Raw genomic sequence first — 16,377 nt, 5'->3', positions numbered from 1 at the left:
CATGACCGAAGATATCAACTATTGCGAAAGCCAATCTATTTACACCGAAGATGGTAAGTATGCCGTTGCTGCTACTTCTCCTTGCCACCAACCGTGCGCAGATATGGAAGGGATGACAAACGTAGATCCTAACAAAACTCGCCGTTCTGCTTTGATTATTCAAAGGCTGCGTGAAAAGCACGGGTTAAACAAATCTCATCAAGGCGAACGAAAATCAAACCCTCTGGGCTACCGATGTACAGAGACTGAGTGTTCAGGCCCTTTGATTGGAGAACCAAACGATAAACCGAAAGAGGTTCTTGATAATAAGTGGCGTATACGACTAAAGGAAAGGGCCCTAAGACTACCATCCCGAGTTGTTCAAAAATCTAGCGAAGCACATGAAGCAGCATAACACTAACCTAAAAAATCCACTCAATCGGCTCCCTAGCAATATTCACAGGGAGCTGATCGCGTACCTAGAAAACCAAAAGGGCTCATCCCAACTGGAATTTGTAAACGGTGAGTGGATACACGATGGAAAGCAAACACCTAGAGAGCGCGTGTTTGAATTTGCATCGACAACAGCAAACAAGCTGAAACTGCCGTTTGATATTCGTAATTACATCGATAAGGCTGCGGCTAGCCGTTTGCGTAAGTATGGCTTTAAAAAGGCGATTGAATTTATAGAGAAAAGAAGCGTTGCGGTTGCTGCTGCATTCTCTGTTATGCCTGAGCCGTGGTGGAAAGTAGATAATGAAATTAAGCGAGCTAAGTTAGCCGTTGAGATGGCAGGACGCTGCGGTAATCGCATTCGTCTTGCAGCCGAAAAAGGTTTATCACCTATGCAGACTCTATCTTTTGTAAATGAGTTTGTTGGTGCGTCTCTGTGGCTACCTCAGTTCACTTATGTAGAAGATGATAATCAAGCTTATTCAGCAATTGTGCGTTTGATGGATGACGGATTCTGGCGTAGAGCAATAGGCCGTATTTCTGTTGCGGTTTTTGAGAATGCTCGCCGTGCCGCTGGCATGGTATCACCGCATAGTTCCCCCTACGCTTCAATCTCCGCATGTGAGTGGCTGACTATCCGACAGGATAGACAGCGTGAATGGATAGAGCTCATGGCTATCGAGTCAGAGAACGGCGATACCATTGATCTGCAAACTGTTGTTGATTCTTCACAGAGTAACCCAGCTAACCGCCGTCATGAGTTAATGACTCGTATTGCTGGATGCCAAGAGTACGCAGAAAGCAATAATCACATTGCTGTATTCATCACTATGACTGCCCCGAGTCGTTTTCACCGCTTAAAGAAACATGGCAAATACTGGATTGAAAACCCTAACTTTGACGGCAGCACACCTAAAGATGCGCATGCATGGTTAAGCAAAGGGTGGGAGCTGTTTCGAGCTTGGGCTGATTACCGAGCTTTAACTTACTACGGCATGCGTGTAGTAGAACCGCACCAAGACGGAACCCCTCACTGGCACGGTGTATTCTTCATGCCACTAGAGCAAGCAAAAGCTTTTGTTGGTGGTCTGCAAGCATATCAATTCCGTGAGAAACAAGACTTATTCTTTGAAGACGGTACGCCTAAAACCAAGGCAATGAAAGCTCGCTTTGATGCGAAGTTTATTGATCAGGATTCTGGCGGCGCCGTTGCCTATCTAGCGAAATACATTTCCAAAAACGTAGACGGTCACGCCCTTGAAGGTTTGACTGATACCGACAACAAAAGAGCAAAACTGCAAGACACAGTAAAGAACGTTACAGCTTGGTCGCGCACTTTCTGTTTTCGTCAGTTTCAATTTCAGCGCACTCCACCTGTCACTATTTGGCGTGAGCTTCGCCGCATTGATGAAGAGCAAGAGTTTTGTTTGTTCGAGAAAGCAAGAAGAGCAGCAGATAACGGCTTCTTTTCTGTTTACATGGATTACATGGGCGGTCACCGCTTAAGCGCTTCTATGCGTCCAATCAAGTTGCTCAAGAAAGAGCGTGAAAACAAATACGGTGAAATTGTCACGGCTACAGATGGGCTTGAGGGCTCTGGTCTAGTGGTGTTTACCCGTGAGACAGAGTGGAAGTTAGTTAAGAAAGACTCCGACTTGTCGGAGGCTTCTGAAGGGAGCGGGAGCGACCGCCCTTGGTCCAGTGGCAATAACTGTAGAATTCCACTCAAAAGCCAAAAAATAGTAGATAACTTCTTCCTAAAAATGGAACTGGACGGCCCTAATCCAGAGTGGGAAGAGTTCATGAATTGGGAAGGTCCTTCCGATGACCACATTCAACCAATAGAAACAGACTCATTACCTATACCTCGCAAGCAAGGTAGGTATGATAGTGTCCGAGACAAAGGAGTAAGCCAGTGCTAATGCCCTGCCCTAAATGTGGATGCAAAACCCGTATCGTCACCTCTCAGGAAATGACCAATGAGACGCGTAAAGCCTATTGGCAATGCTTGAACTTTAACTGTGGAGTAAGGTTTCACACACTAACATCAGTTGAAGGGATTATTGATACCGTAGGCCAACCGCCTGATCCAAAATTGCAACCAGAGCTGTGTAAAGGCGATGCGAACCAGATGAGTTTTTTTGAAAGTTGAACCTAAGTAACCATTAATATTTTATGCTCTTGTTTTTCTATCAAATTAGTAGTTACATTACTTATCAGTTTCCCGCTATATTCAAGTTTTATATGAGATCCTCACACAAAAGGCACGATTTCCCTGAGAGCGTGAAACGCTCCTTACGTGAACATGTCAACGGTTTCTGCTCAAATCCAAATTGTAGAGAATTGACTATAGCTGCAAAGGCCAATAGTAAATCCCTATTAAACATTGGTATAGCTGCACATATCTGTGCTGCTTCTCCTGGTGGGCCTCGTTATGATAGCCAGCAGTCTGAAGCATCTAGAAAGAGCTATGATAATGGCATTTGGCTATGCACCCAATGCGCAACATTAATAGACCGAGATGAGGACAGTTATCCTGTAGCAACGCTAATAAGTTGGAAAGAATCGGCTCACGCTTTCATAAGAGACAATATTGGAAAAGAACTAATTCCAAAAGAAGATATGGACTCAAGAGTAATGAAGAACACCCTTGAATTCATTAGTGGAAGTAGTCCCTTACTGGAAGCATCTAAAGCAATTAACTTCATTGACGCTAAACTCAACGCTCTAGATCCACGTTTTTCTGTACAAACAAATATCATTGATGGAAAAGAACACCGCAAGATCACTGCCAACACTGATGATGCTAGCTTTGGTTTATCCATGCCATCGGCTGAAGGAAAGAGTTTTCAGAAACAGTTAGATATCATGAGAAGTACTGGAAAACCTATAACACTGGAATCAACCTCTTTCAATTTCACCGGTTCCAAATTGTTTGAAGCACTAGGCAGTAAATTAAACGAAGGTTCCCAGCTAACAATCGAGCCTGCATCAACAAAGGTCAAAGTAGATCTCTATGCTATTTCCAAATCGGAAAAGGTATATTTAGGTACTTTTAAAGGGAAATATGTCTCTCTGAAAAACGGTTTAAAATTTACCGTATTAGCATTTAACCAGCTTCTAAAAATCACCGCTTTCTTTGACGTAAACTCTTCTTCAATGACATTCGACTACCACTTTGACACCTCTGTTTGGAACGGAAAAAGTATTCATAAACTACCATTCTTCAACAAACTACTTTGGGCAAAGGACATCCTTCATGAAGGAGGAATTCTAAGTGTCGCTTTTGAGTTTGAAGAAGGACATGTAACTGACGTATTTTACAATCGACCAGACGAAAGTGAGAATAAGCTCAACTATTTTTCCAATATTGCTAGCATTCTTCATATCATCGAATGTTATAGAAAAATCTCTGAAGCATACTCCTTGGCAACACCGATACATGGAGAGTTCGAAATAACACCAGAACAATACGAAACTATTGACTTCATATCGAGTCTGCTAGATGGGGAAGAGGTAGTGCTAGGTAAGGATGTTGCCACTTTAGACTTTGACATCCCGTCAGAAGAGTATAAAAGAGCAATAACTAACAAACCCGACAATGATGTTGATGACCTAAGCTTTACGCACCCAAATGTTATCCCTAACCTGTTCGGCCTAGACTTCAGTTTTTTAGCGCTAAAACGCACCTTTCACAACATGCATATAGAAGCTACCACCGACAATAACAGAACGGCTCTTCACATAACCCCAACAGAAAACGCAAGAAGTGTTACAAATATAGAGATAATAGAAAGTACGTCTAACTGAGAATTGTTTGCTAGATATCGAGAACGATCGAAAGCGATCTTGCGTCATTTCTAGATCTCCTATCTAAAACCGCCCTCAATGTAGATTTATTGGGGGCTGTGCTTTACTAACCCTACCGAAACACGATCACTTTTAGGATCGCAAAATTGCAGTGTGGAATTTTGGTGTGGAGGGAGGGGTGAGTCCGAACGAGCGCTGAGCGCCCTAACCCGTCCTAAAGTTTCCAATCGCTGCCTATTTCCTTTTTTTCTTCTATTGGTGGGTTTTCTCATGTGGGAACGACAACACGAGCACGCTAGATGGAATGGGCTTAAGCTCAATATCCTGTCTACCTCCTTTGATGGTGGTAAGCGTCTGCAAGTGAGTGAAATCCCATACACTGACCTACCACATATAAAAGTCATGGGCACGAAAGCCCGAGCCTTCACCTTTGAAGTTGTGTTCGTGGGCGCGAGTTCACTTGCTGATGCGAATGCACTCATTGATAACCTTGAAGCAAACCCACAAGGGGAACTTGAGCACCCTTGGTTAGGTGAACTACCGCTAGTCTTTGAAGACCACTCGCTAAGCTTCAGTACGAAAAAAGGTTTAGTAACACTAAGTCTTAAGTTCGTGCGCTCTGGTACTTCGCCTTCCATCACTGCACCGACAACAGTACGCACCAAGGCACAAGCTGACATAGTAGAAAGCCTGTCTAAGAAGTCATTTGTTGAAGAAGTGAAAGGGCTGGATGTTTCTCAAATCAACGAAGTACAAAACAACACAACCAGTGCGCTCAATGTGTTGGTTGATATTACTAACCGCCTGAACCTAGCCGATGATTCGCTGCAAGATATTAACCTCGCGATAAATGAAGCCTTCTCAGCCGTGAGCAGCTTGAGCACTAACCCTGCCGAGTTCGCAGATCTGTTTTCTAGCGCTGTTGATACGGTGTCTGAAGGTGTTCAATCAGAACCTGCTTCCGAGAGTGAAGCCGTCGATAACTCACGCAGTGCTCAAGCGTTGATGCTTGGCGAACTAAAAACCGATAGCCCAACCAAACACCACAATGTACAGATGGTAACGGGCGCGGTGAAGATGAGTAAAGACGTGACTGATCTAGAAGCCAATGACAGTTTTGAGATCACCCTAGCCCAAAAGCAACCAGAGATTATTCAAAGTGATCTCTCAACTCTAATTGTCAGCGTTGATGACCGCATCAAGGAAACCACTCAAGTCTCTACGCAAGAAAGCATAGAGCTCTATGACGCTCTCACGTCACTAAAAAGTAATGTGCAGACTCAGCACGACAAAGTAGCAGAGGGAACCAAGCCGCACAGAACAGTGCAGTTACCTCACTTTAAGTCAGCGCTGACCATAGCCCATGATGAGTACACCAATGAGAACGTCATTACCAAAATGAATGCACTTCAGCACCCTTTATTTATCCGTGGTGATATCGCGGTGAGGGATGCACGATGAATCAACTCACGATGTACATTGACGGAAAGCAGCATATTTTCTACCAAGCCAACTTGAACTACTCGACAGAGCAATTAGCCCACACATTTAACTGCTCGATTGAACCGATGAAGATTGATCGCCCGTTGTCGGTTGAGTTCTTTCTCAATGACCAATCCATATTAATCGGTCAGATAGATGAAGCAGAAAACGAGACAGGCGCAAGCGCTTTAACTATGCCAATAGTGGGACGTTCCAAGAGCGCCAACATGATTGACTCGCGCATCACTATGGATGCGCTTTATCACCTCAATGTTGAAGAGCTGCTTAGAAAACTGGCTAAGCCGTTTAGCCTAGGTGTAAAGAGCCTCGTTAAAGGCATGCCGAAGATTGAAGAGTTTCAGATTAACGCTGAGTCTCCGGTTGAAAATGTTGCTCAGCTCATCCGTGAACAAGGCTACATGCTCATCGAGCGAAATGGTGTACTGACTATTGAGAACACAGCGCATGCAACGATTAACAATGTTGGCCTTGAAACAGGCAACAACATAGACAGCTTAAAGATAAAGCGCGCCTTCAATAAGCAGTTTCATACCATTGATGTTCAGGGCCAGTGGGATGATGCCAGCGCCCAAGTTACCAACCCAAACATTGATAGAACGCGCACGATGGTCATTACCTGTGACCAACTGCAAAGCAGTGAGGCGTGTTTATCTCGCGCCAAATATGAAAGCAACTTAGCCATAGCGGAAAGCCTGACCGCTTCAACGTCTGTCGCAGATATCTTTCCTCAGCTTGCGATTGATGGATTAAACCGAGTGATTCGAGTGATCGACAAAGAGCAGAATTTTAGTGAAATGCTGGTGATTAAGTCTCTTGGCCTATCGGTGTCCGAAAGCTCCGCGAGTACTTCCGTTGAGTTGGTCAGACCGTTTAAGGAGCAAAGTCATGTCTAGTGCTCAACGTCAGCAACAACAGCGATTAATGGCTCGCATCAAGAACGTGATCGGAACAGGCACGGTGACAGGTGCAACTACGGGCATGCTGCAAATCAGAACGGCAACAGGCCGCACCAATGACCGAATTAAGCGTGTCCACAACTACGGCTTTATGAGCCGACCACTACCAGAAGCCAAGGCTTACAACCTGTTTATTGGCGGTGTGACCGCTCGTGGGATTACCGTCAATGTTGAAGATGAGCGCTACCAAATCGACTTAAAGCCCGGAGAGGTCGCCATGCTCGATGACAAGGGCAACTTAATCCATCAAACCGAGGAAGGAATTAAGGTCTACGCCACCAAAGGTAAGGTCGATGTCGTAGCTGCGGATGAAGTTTCTATTAAGGCGCCACAGGTAAACGTTATTGCTGACAAAACCACGTTTTCTAATGATGTAGATATAGGCGGCAATCTGAGTGTGGCGAAGAATGCAGAAGTTACAGGCTCTGTCAGTGGTCAGTCTGGTACGTTCGGCGGCGTTGAAGTCGAAACGCATGACCACGATTACGAAGACGACAACACCACCAAGACTACACAAGGGCCAAACAAAGCATGAGCCATTTTAAATTGAACGCGCTTACCGAGTCAGTGGATTCAAAAGAAGGCATGACTCATGCGGTACTACAAAGCATCTACAACTACGCCGAGTCAACCAAGAATGACCGTGCGCGAATGGACAGCAATGAGCGCGGCGGTACTTGGAGTAACGAACTAATAGAGATTGTAGGCTCTCGTGACTGGACACTCAAACGAGCCAAATTAACCGATGAAACCTTAAGGCTTGCTAAGCGCTTTTATGAAGAAGCTCTCGCCTGGTTAATTCAACAAGGTCACGCCAAAACCATTGAAGTCACTGTTTGGAGAGAGAAGCCAAACCAAATGGGCCGTAATGTCATGATAACCCTGACGGACGGCTCAACATTTGATGTTCCACTATCGAAGGTAGATAAATGAGTACACAAGTGAGCCTTGAGAGCTTAATCGCTCGTGCTGAAGCTAACCTGACAGCAGCAACAGGGCAAAGCAACCCAGCCACCAAAGCTATAGCTTCTGCCATTGCTGGCGTCAGCTATGGGCAATATGGCTATCAAGATTTGCTTTTCAGACAACTGCACCCTGAAACCTGCTCTGAAGCATGGCTATACCTGCATGCCAATCGCCACAATACACCACGACTGCTGCCTACTTTTGCGAAAGGTACAGTGCAGTTTACTGAGCTAGGTAGAACCGTGGTGATCGCCAAAGGGACTTGCCTAATCTACGGTGATAAAGAATACGAAACCACTAAGGAGCAGTACAGCAATGTGCCTGTAGAAGTCATTGCGCTTGAATCAGGAACAGCCAGTAATTTACCAAACGGCGCCAAACTCACCCTAACCGAAGGGCTAAGCGGTATCGACCCTAATAATACCTTATCGCTTGGTATTGAAGGTGGTGCAGATATCGAAGAGCTAGAGCACTGGCGAGCGCGAGTAATCGTGGCATTCGAGAAAAATGAACTGATCGGTAAGTCAGAAGATTACGAAGTGTGGGCAGTATCGGCTCACTCTGATGTTGATTTTGCTTGGGCACTCGATAACACGCCAGAGCGCGGCATGGTAGAGGTCTACATTGGCGCACGTGAGAACGACCCAACGCTAAGCAGTGAAGTGGTCAATCTTGTTCAAGAGACCTTTGAAGCTAACCGACTCGCTGGTTGTCATCCGTTTGCCCACCTTCCAAAAAAAGCACCACTCGCTATAGAGATTCAGGGCATTGAAGACCAAGCAATTCGTGATGATGTGGTCGCGGCCCTAGAAAACTTTGTCAAAGGGAAAATGGGCAAGATAAGCCCAGAAACCAAAAAGCCTGAATCCATCACCAACACTGAAATTGTGTTAGTAATTTCAGCTGTGACCAATAACTTTATTGTCAAAGCGCCTGTCGGTGAAGTAGCAATCGCCAATAACCAGATTCATGTATTAGGAGCCGTCACATGGACACCTCCGACTTAATCATTGAGTACAGCCAAGGTGATTTTGCTGATGCGTACCGTGGGTTACTGCCTCAAGGCGAATACTGGCAAGATACCGAAAACGAAGAGCTGACCAATACCATTAACGGTATAGCGAAAGACTTTAAGAAAACCCATGACGATATTGAATTGTCACTATTAACAGAGTTTGAAGAGCAAGGGTTTGGCTGGAAGGTTCAGGATTATAAAAAGCTTTTAAACACCACAGCAGGCAAGCAAAGTGGGTTGGTATTTGATGATGTCAAAACACCTAACCTTATCTACGGCTCGTTATATGACTCATTCCGTCACTATAGCGTTCAAGCATGGCAAGCTTTCGAAAAATACCGATTACCACATACTGAAATTGCTTGGATTTATCACTCAACATTTGGTGTTTGCCATCAAATGGCGAATTACCGACACATTCGAAACCTACACAAATATGAGGTAACACAATGAGCTTGTTGATCACTGATGCGGGTATTGCTGCCTCAATTCGAGCTGGCGAACTTGGTATTAGCTACAAGATTGCTGAGATAAGTATAGGTACTGAGGGCTATACACCGAGCAAAGACCAAACGGCCTTACGCAATGAAGTGCAGCGCAAACCCATAACCCGAGGAGAGGTTATTGGTCTCTCGCAACTTCACTTTGAAACCGTCTGGGATGGGAAGGAAGCGTTTGAAGGAAAGGAGCTTGGCTATTGGCTCGATGACGGTACCTTGTTTGCGGTCGACAGCCGTGATGGTGAAGTCATTACCTATAAGCAGAAAAACTCCATTGTAACTGAAGCATGTGAACTAAACCTTGCAGCCTCAACGATTGAGAATATTAGTGTGACTCTCGTTGGCACCCAAAGTGCAACAGAAGAGCGAGCTGGTATTGCAAAAATTACAACCAATACGCAAGTGGAAGAAGGAACTGACAATACTTCATTTCTGACAGTGAAAAAATTCGTCCACGCATTGGGAGTTCCCCACGTAATAGACAAACTGGTAAGCAACTTATGGCTAAAGTTAGCAGCAAAGATATTTCCAGTCGGTGCAGCTATTCCTTGGTTTACAGATATAGCTCCCAGTGGATTTGCCATTATGAAAAATCAAGCCTTTGATACCACTATGTATCCAGAGCTCGCTAAAGTCTTTGTGGATGGCGTTATTCCTGATATGCGTGGCTGCGGTGTCATTGGTAAAGAGGATGGAGAAACAATAGGCGCCTATGAAGAAGGGGAAGTCAAAGAGCATGGTCACCCGGGATCTACCATCTCATCAGCTAATCTTGGTACTAAAAGCACTAATACAACAGGCAATCACTACCATAAATACACAGAGATGTATCACGCTGGGGCAGTACAAGGTGGTGCAGGAACATATAACAAGTCGACACGTACAAGTAATACAACCACAACAGGTAATCATGCTCATTCAGTCAGTATTGGCTCTCACGCTCACACCGTTGTTATTGCATTATTTGGAGCACTAAAAAATACCATTAATCACCGTAAAGTTAACTGGATTGTAAGGATGGCCTAATGACTCACTTCTTTAAAAAATCACAGGTAGTGAATGTTTCACGAGTAACAAAGGAAGGTTGGTGGATAGAAAACTGTCAAGAGCATGTAGCAAAGGGGACTGCGTTAGGTGAAGACTTTACGCAAAGTATTTATACACCAAGTGCCAAAGGCATGATTGCTCAATATAATCGCGAGACAAAGACGTGGTCTGATGAAATAGAGGATATGACGTGGAGAAAGTTTTATTCCCCCACAGGACAGCGTTTCATTATTGGTGAACCAGAGGGAGCTTATCCAGAGTGGGCAGTCCTAGACGAACCACCTGAGTTCAATATTGATACAGAGACAGTGCTATACAGACAAGACCTCGGTTGGAAAGTGTACCCTATTCGTATTGGTGAACTTTACTATGATGAGTTTGGCCGTGATCAAGTCGTTGCTGATTTTAACTTTGAGTTGCCAGAAAACCATTCTTGGAATGCCCCCCCCAATGCCGAGAAAGGATTTGCTTATAAGTTAATTGATGGGCAATGGACCAAGTTTGAAGATCATCGTGGTAAGTGGGCCTATGCAAAAAATAACGATGATACGGCTGATTATGAAATTAGTCAGTTAGGTGCCATTCCGAACACTCACACACTTGAAGTACCTAATCAGTTTGATTCATGGTTCACTGATAAAGTAGGTTGGCAGTATGATATTGAGCGTCACCGACCAGTGAAGATTGAAGAAGAAAAAGCATGGCGAAACCATGAGCTGACTAAAGTCATGAGTCGCATTGACCAATATGAAAAAGATCAACAATACGCTGTAGAACTAAGAACATCACCAATCGAGAATAATGATCAGTTTTTGCAGTTACTCCAAGACCGAAAAGCTCTATGTGACTACCCAGAAGCCCAAGACTTCCCATTTGGTAAGCGACCAAACCTTTCTGGCGTAGCCAACTAACCACCAAACCCAGCCTAGCCGCTGGGTTTGTTCTTTTTACCTTCCCAAACTTCTATATCTCCGCGCTAGAAATGCCATAAGTACCCTTTAAATTTCAGCCCGATACACTGGTTTTGTGGGGCACTAATCACTAGCTACGAGAGAAAAATCAATGAATCAAACAGAGGCTAAAACACTCGCCATATCTTTGCTAGATGCGACTGGCCTAAAGAAAGTCCTCACATCCATTAGTGCAACCATTATCAGCTTTGGTGTGATAGATACCTTGCAAGTCATTTCGGTCACGGTAGGCATTGCGGCTGGCGTTATGGCATTTCGCCATTACTCAGTAGCTACAAAGCTCAATCAAGCCAAGCTAGACAAACTCAACTCACAAAAGGACGGTGCAGTATGAGCCTAAAAACCAAAGCAATACAGGCGGCGGTGTGCTCTGTTGCCTCCGTTCTTGCCATTGTCTTTACCATTGACTCAGAACTAAGCGTTAGTGAAAACGGTTTACGCCATATCGCTAACGAGGAAGGTTGTCGCCTTAAGTCCTACCAATGCAGTGCAAATGTTTGGACTGTCGGTTTAGGTCATACCAAAGGCGTAACCAAGGATACACATATCACCGAAAAGCAAGCTGCGGAAAAGTTTGTTGAAAGTGTAGCTGCCGCAGAGAAAGTGGTTAAGAAGCTCATTACACAAAAGCCAAATCAAGGCGAATACGACATGATGGTGAGCTTTGTTTATAACCTTGGTGCAGGAAACTTCGCTCGCTCTACATTACTTAAAAAATTTAACCGAGGTGATCGCACTGGTGCTTGTAATGAGTATCCGCGCTGGGTGTTTGTGAATGGTAAAGATTGCCGACTAGAAAAAAGCAACTGTGCCGGTATTCCTAAGCGCCGAAGTAAAGAGCAAGACGTTTGTCTAAACGGTTGGCAAGGAGAGTGACCATGTTAAGTAAATATCTAACCCTGTTTAAAGCTGTTGCCTTTGCTGTCGTTCTTGGTGGTGTTGCTTACCTTTCCTACGACTACGGTGTAACGACTACAGAAGCTAAGGCCCTAAAAGCGCAAAACGCCTTATGGGACAAAGTAGAACAGAAACAAGACGAGGCTTTTCAATTAGCCGTAAAACTGGCTAACCAAAAGCCTGATATTCGAATTGAATTTCGAGATATAGAAAAAAAGGTGATCAAGTATGCTCAAAAGAACAGTGATAAGCAGTGCGTTGTTAATGACCCTGACTGGATGCACATCCGCGCCGAATCAGTGCGAGCGCATAATCGAGCAATCGGTATTCAGCAGCCCTCCACCGTCTCTGATGGTGCCGCCAAAACCGTTACAAGTTACGAGCGAGACGCCGAAGTCCTAGCCGAAGATGTAGCGAACCTGCAAACCTGTGCTGAAAACGCACAACAACTGCTATCGCTACAAACATGGATAAAAGCACAACTCAAACCCTCCCCGCAGTAGAGATGTATCTGTCTATACTCGATACTAAGCCACATCCAAACGCATGTACTCATTCGGGGTAATAACCTCTTGCCCCGTAAATTCATTCAACTCTTGCATCATATCAATCAGCGGCAAAAGCTCATTCTTGTGAAACAACCAATCAACCTTACTGAGATCGAGTGACGTAATACTCTCACGGCGAACACTCATTAACTCTATAGGGACCCGATGAAGCGCCAATACATCCGTCATGGTCTGGTTCTTCACATCCTTAAACGCATCTTTCGCTTCAACCTGCCCTATCGCTTTTAATTCCGGTGCTTTGGTATCTTTACCTTTCGCATTAACAAACAGGTTTTTGAATGCCATGCCTTCTTGTGCCTGAAGCTGTTTCTTGATCTCTTCTTCCTGCTTGGCGGTCATTGTTGGCTCATTCATATACAGCAAGTAACCAGCATGATTACCATTGCGGAAGTACTGACGACGAAACAAAGTTGCATCTTCATTTAGCCAGATAGAGGTAAGGCCGCTCACATGACTTGGCAAGCCATAAAGCTCTTGAGCAATATCATAATCACCCAAGTGGAATACTTGCCCATGTTTATAGTCAATACGCCCTTCGTCATCGTAAGCGCGTGGTTTGTATGTCCAGCCTAAGTCTTCACGCCTACGCATATAAAGCGCGGGTAAATGCTTCAACTTAACAGGCTCACCTAGTCCACGGAAACTGCGTATAACTTGCAGGTAGCCATTACCAAACGTTAAGTAATCTTGAATAAAGCGCTTTGCATCTTGGCGAGATAACAACCCACTTAACGCAATAGCCAAAATCAACGTATTACGTTTGAATTCTATTGCGCTGGCATGCATGGGGTTCACGCGCAAGGCCTTAGCCAAAGTATCAAGCGGTATTGGCGGCTCATATAAGCCGTCGATTAACGCCACTTCTAAATAGCTCAGAATATCACTATTCATCACGCTTACAGGTTTAGAAAATTCAATCTCAATCACTTGCTCTCTCCAGTTCTTAGAAGAACGTTACGCTTGTATCGTTATCTGCATTAACATCTATTGGTTCCCACGCTAGAACGTGCATTGAGGCCCATGCTAAATCAGCATGCGAACCTATCTTGCTACGATTGGAAACAAAGGTAACTTGTCCGCTTTTATCGGTGGTTTGCTGGCGAATCATCAAGAAGGAATGCACTAGGTCATCCCAATCATCATCAAACAAGAAGCGTCCATTGTTGATAATCTCTCGCGCTTTATATGCCATCATGCGCTTCATCTCTGGTGAATAGTTCAATTCAACCAGAGCCGGGTAAAACTTGCGTACTAACTCCGCTACCGCCGAGCCCACACCGCCTGTGTCCATCGCTAAATAAACCACGTTGTACTTTTCGGTAATGCTTCGAATGGTTTCAGCTTGTTGTTCATAACTCGAACCTTTCAAGCGAAGTTTCTCAATAGCCCGAAATACACCGCCTTTGGTTTTGGGCTTCAGAGCAACCACTAAACCTGCATCATCCGAACCTTCACCAGTGCCGCCACCTCTTGGATCATAACCAACCAAAACCTCTGCATTACCAACTGGTCTCGCTTTATCGTGGTCAACGTCCTGCCACAAGTCAGTATCTGTCTTGCAAGCCAACAACGCCTTGAGCGCAAAGAACGAGGCGCTATCATCCAAGAATTTACAGCGAAGCAGGTTGTCGAATACCTCTTTAACCGGATACTTACGTTTAAGCTTCTCCATGTTGAAGAGCTTGTCACCGCCTTTGGCAATGGCATCATCAACCGTGATCATTTGACGGAAGATGTAGTCGGGGCCAAGCGCACCGTCTTTCAGTGCTTTATGGCTTAGGTCAATATTGTCTTCTTTCTTACCAGACCATTTCGGGTAAGCCTCATGCGCCATAGTAGAAGGGGTTGAAATGTAGGTTGTACGGTACTGAGCCTGAATCGACATACCACCTGCATAGTCATCAAGTGCCCCAAAGCGAGGTATCCAGAAAACCTCATCCCAATACATATGACCGTTAAAGCCCTGAGAAGATGAAACATTGGTTGAACAGAAAATAAGGTTGGCGCCATTGCTTAATTCAATGTCGTCTTTACCTTTTAAATCAATGCCAGCAAGCTCTAGGGCAAACTTGCGAATGTAGTTTTTAAAGATGTACGCCTGTTTCTTGGACGCAGAAATAAACACCTGGTTATCTCCGCTAAGCACTGCATCTTCAAACGCTTCCCATGCAAAATAGAACGACAAACCAATCTGGCGAGATTTAAGATAAAAGCGAATCTCGTTGATCTCATCGTTTTGCTTGTGCTCATGAATCTCTTTCTGGTAGCCAAAGAAGGTCTTTTCACGGTATTCATCCAGCATCTCTTTCGTGATACCGGAAATATCATTTTTAACCTTATTTGATTTACGTCCTCGCTTATTCTCACCACCACTAGAACTCGCTGGTCGAGAGCGCTCTTCTGACTTCTGGTTTTTGTAGTGCTGCTCTAGCAGCATCTTCAGCTCGCGCTCTTGGCATTCGAGTTTATGGTCTACCCACATCAAGTAGGCAATACGCTGCCTTAGCATTAATTCAACGGGTGCATCATCCCTCAGATTTTTCCAATCAAACTGAGTTATCCATTTCTGAACCGTGCGAGTAGCCACACCAACTTGCTCCGCAATTTCAGGCGGCTTTCGTTGGCGCAAAAACAATTCCAAAGCTTTCGTTTGGTCTGTGGTGTATAGCGCTTCGCTAATAACATTCGTATCCATGCTTGCATAGTGCTATAGCCCCCTGAATTACTCAGCTTGTGCGCTTTCTATATTCACCATTTAGAAACAGCACAAATACAAAAAGACAAAGGCATTGGTTAGATTGGAATCATCGAATTTAGGAGAGAAATGATGTTCAAGTCAGAGCCAATTTGCATTTTGAAAGCTGGCCCCACTATTGACGGGCGAGACATTCCACAAAAGGTCATTGATGACATTGCGGAAACGTACGACCCGAAAAAGTACACAGCTCGAATCAATGAAGACCACTCTGAATGGAGCTGGAAAGGCGGTTCTGTTTTGTCTGTCGAAAAACGCGATGATGAGCTTTGGGCAGAAATTAAGCCTAATTCTTTCTTACTAAGAAACATCGAAAACGGTCAGCTACTGCATACGTCATGTGAATACTTAGAAGACTTTGCGAACACTGGTAAAGCATATCTAACAGGTCTTGCCTTCACTGATAAGCCTGCATCACTAGGGACAACGCAAGTACACCTTTCTGCTCAACCAAGTGAAAAAGATGCCGTGCAGGTATCAACAGGCCAAGTACTCAACCATATTGAAAAACTCTCTCAAGATAGTGAGGCACAATCAGAGCGCTCTCTATTAACGAAATTTTTAAACCTGCTCAAAAGCACACCTGATGGACACGAAGAGCAGCTTTCTAACCTAGAGGAACCGGAAGAAATGTCTAAAAAAACCGAAGAGCTGCTTGAGAAAAGCATTGAGCAGAACCAACAACTTAGCGGACAAATTGGTCAGTTGATTACCTGCCTATCAGCTCAAAACAAACAAGATGGTGAAGAAGAAACACCGCCAGAAGAAGGCGGCGAAGTCACCGAACTTAAAGGTCAAGTCGAGACCCTATCAACTCAAGTAGGTGAACTAACAGACCAACTGCAAACGCTCAGCAAACAGACAGATGAGCATGATCGCAAGCCTGCTGGCTCCGATGGCGAAGAAACTCCATATCTGTAACTAAACAGATAATCATCGCTTAACAGATAACAACT

18 protein-coding genes are annotated in these 16,377 nt (G+C 44.6%); 16 read left to right on the top strand and 2 right to left on the bottom strand.

What is annotated here, in order from left to right; genetic code table 11:
* Window position 1 precedes the first annotated feature (1 nt).
* The 15 genes from ACU01J_RS03755 (at window position 2) to ACU01J_RS03685 (ending at window position 12,600) form a co-directional block, all read left to right on the top strand.
* Entirely contained in the window at window positions 2-394 is a 393-nt protein-coding gene (locus ACU01J_RS03755; protein WP_481084455.1) for a hypothetical protein, read from the top strand.
* Window positions 381-2,354, top strand: coding sequence for a replication endonuclease (locus ACU01J_RS03750; protein WP_481084454.1), 1,974 nt, complete (start codon window positions 381-383; stop codon window positions 2,352-2,354). Before ACU01J_RS03755 ends, ACU01J_RS03750 begins: the two co-directional genes overlap by 14 nt.
* Window positions 2,348-2,584: an ogr/Delta-like zinc finger family protein gene (locus tag ACU01J_RS03745; RefSeq protein WP_481084453.1), complete on the top strand. Its 237-nt coding sequence runs from the start codon at window positions 2,348-2,350 to the stop codon at window positions 2,582-2,584. Before ACU01J_RS03750 ends, ACU01J_RS03745 begins: the two co-directional genes overlap by 7 nt.
* Window positions 2,585-2,775: 191 nt before the next feature.
* Window positions 2,776-4,242: a hypothetical protein gene (locus ACU01J_RS03740; protein WP_481084452.1), complete on the top strand. Its 1,467-nt coding sequence runs from the start codon at window positions 2,776-2,778 to the stop codon at window positions 4,240-4,242.
* A 270-nt stretch (window positions 4,243-4,512) separates the two neighbouring features.
* Window positions 4,513-5,703 carry a DNA circularization N-terminal domain-containing protein gene (locus ACU01J_RS03735; protein WP_481084451.1) on the top strand — a complete coding sequence of 397 codons (1,191 nt, stop codon included), beginning with the start codon at window positions 4,513-4,515 and terminating at the stop codon, window positions 5,701-5,703.
* A complete protein-coding gene (locus ACU01J_RS03730; RefSeq protein WP_481084450.1) occupies window positions 5,700-6,638 on the top strand; it encodes a phage tail protein in 939 nt (312 codons plus the stop codon). The genes ACU01J_RS03735 and ACU01J_RS03730 overlap by 4 nt, the downstream gene beginning before the upstream one ends.
* Window positions 6,631-7,236, top strand: coding sequence for a phage baseplate assembly protein V (locus ACU01J_RS03725; protein ID WP_481084449.1), 606 nt, complete (start codon window positions 6,631-6,633; stop codon window positions 7,234-7,236). Before ACU01J_RS03730 ends, ACU01J_RS03725 begins: the two co-directional genes overlap by 8 nt.
* The gene (locus tag ACU01J_RS03720) at window positions 7,233-7,634 is read left to right on the top strand and encodes a phage GP46 family protein (RefSeq protein ID WP_481084448.1); all 402 of its coding nucleotides are present in this window, start codon (window positions 7,233-7,235) and stop codon (window positions 7,632-7,634) included. The genes ACU01J_RS03725 and ACU01J_RS03720 overlap by 4 nt, the downstream gene beginning before the upstream one ends.
* Window positions 7,631-8,674: a baseplate J/gp47 family protein gene (locus ACU01J_RS03715; RefSeq protein WP_481084447.1), complete on the top strand. Its 1,044-nt coding sequence runs from the start codon at window positions 7,631-7,633 to the stop codon at window positions 8,672-8,674. Before ACU01J_RS03720 ends, ACU01J_RS03715 begins: the two co-directional genes overlap by 4 nt.
* Window positions 8,656-9,135, top strand: coding sequence for a hypothetical protein (locus ACU01J_RS03710; protein ID WP_481084446.1), 480 nt, complete (start codon window positions 8,656-8,658; stop codon window positions 9,133-9,135). Before ACU01J_RS03715 ends, ACU01J_RS03710 begins: the two co-directional genes overlap by 19 nt.
* Window positions 9,132-10,208, top strand: coding sequence for a phage tail protein (locus ACU01J_RS03705; protein ID WP_481084445.1), 1,077 nt, complete (start codon window positions 9,132-9,134; stop codon window positions 10,206-10,208). Before ACU01J_RS03710 ends, ACU01J_RS03705 begins: the two co-directional genes overlap by 4 nt.
* A complete protein-coding gene (locus ACU01J_RS03700; protein ID WP_481084444.1) occupies window positions 10,208-11,140 on the top strand; it encodes a hypothetical protein in 933 nt (310 codons plus the stop codon). The genes ACU01J_RS03705 and ACU01J_RS03700 overlap by 1 nt, the downstream gene beginning before the upstream one ends.
* Before the next feature lie 151 nt (window positions 11,141-11,291).
* The gene (locus tag ACU01J_RS03695) at window positions 11,292-11,534 is read left to right on the top strand and encodes a hypothetical protein (protein WP_481084443.1); all 243 of its coding nucleotides are present in this window, start codon (window positions 11,292-11,294) and stop codon (window positions 11,532-11,534) included.
* Window positions 11,531-12,076, top strand: coding sequence for a lysozyme (locus tag ACU01J_RS03690; RefSeq protein ID WP_481084442.1), 546 nt, complete (start codon window positions 11,531-11,533; stop codon window positions 12,074-12,076). Before ACU01J_RS03695 ends, ACU01J_RS03690 begins: the two co-directional genes overlap by 4 nt.
* 2 nt (window positions 12,077-12,078) lie before the next feature.
* On the top strand, window positions 12,079-12,600 hold the full coding sequence (locus ACU01J_RS03685) for a hypothetical protein (RefSeq protein ID WP_481084441.1): 522 nt from the start codon (window positions 12,079-12,081) through the stop codon (window positions 12,598-12,600).
* Window positions 12,601-12,624: 24 nt separating this feature from the next.
* On the opposite strand, the gene ACU01J_RS03680 is transcribed toward ACU01J_RS03685, so the two are convergent.
* On the bottom strand, window positions 12,625-13,593 hold the full coding sequence (locus ACU01J_RS03680; protein WP_481084440.1) for a phage portal protein: 969 nt from the start codon (window positions 13,591-13,593) through the stop codon (window positions 12,625-12,627).
* A gap of 16 nt (window positions 13,594-13,609) precedes the next feature.
* Complete coding sequence (locus tag ACU01J_RS03675; RefSeq protein ID WP_481084439.1) at window positions 13,610-15,361, bottom strand: terminase large subunit domain-containing protein; 1,752 nt, start codon at window positions 15,359-15,361, stop codon at window positions 13,610-13,612.
* A 132-nt stretch (window positions 15,362-15,493) separates the two neighbouring features.
* Between ACU01J_RS03675 and ACU01J_RS03670 the strand changes: the two genes are divergently transcribed.
* Window positions 15,494-16,342, top strand: coding sequence for a GPO family capsid scaffolding protein (locus ACU01J_RS03670; RefSeq protein WP_481084484.1), 849 nt, complete (start codon window positions 15,494-15,496; stop codon window positions 16,340-16,342).
* Window positions 16,343-16,377 lie beyond the last annotated feature (35 nt).

The organism is Vibrio sp. 2433-A1 (assembly GCF_056726085.1).
Note: the sequence above shows the minus strand (reverse complement) of the source record. Positions and strands in the feature narration are given on the sequence as shown.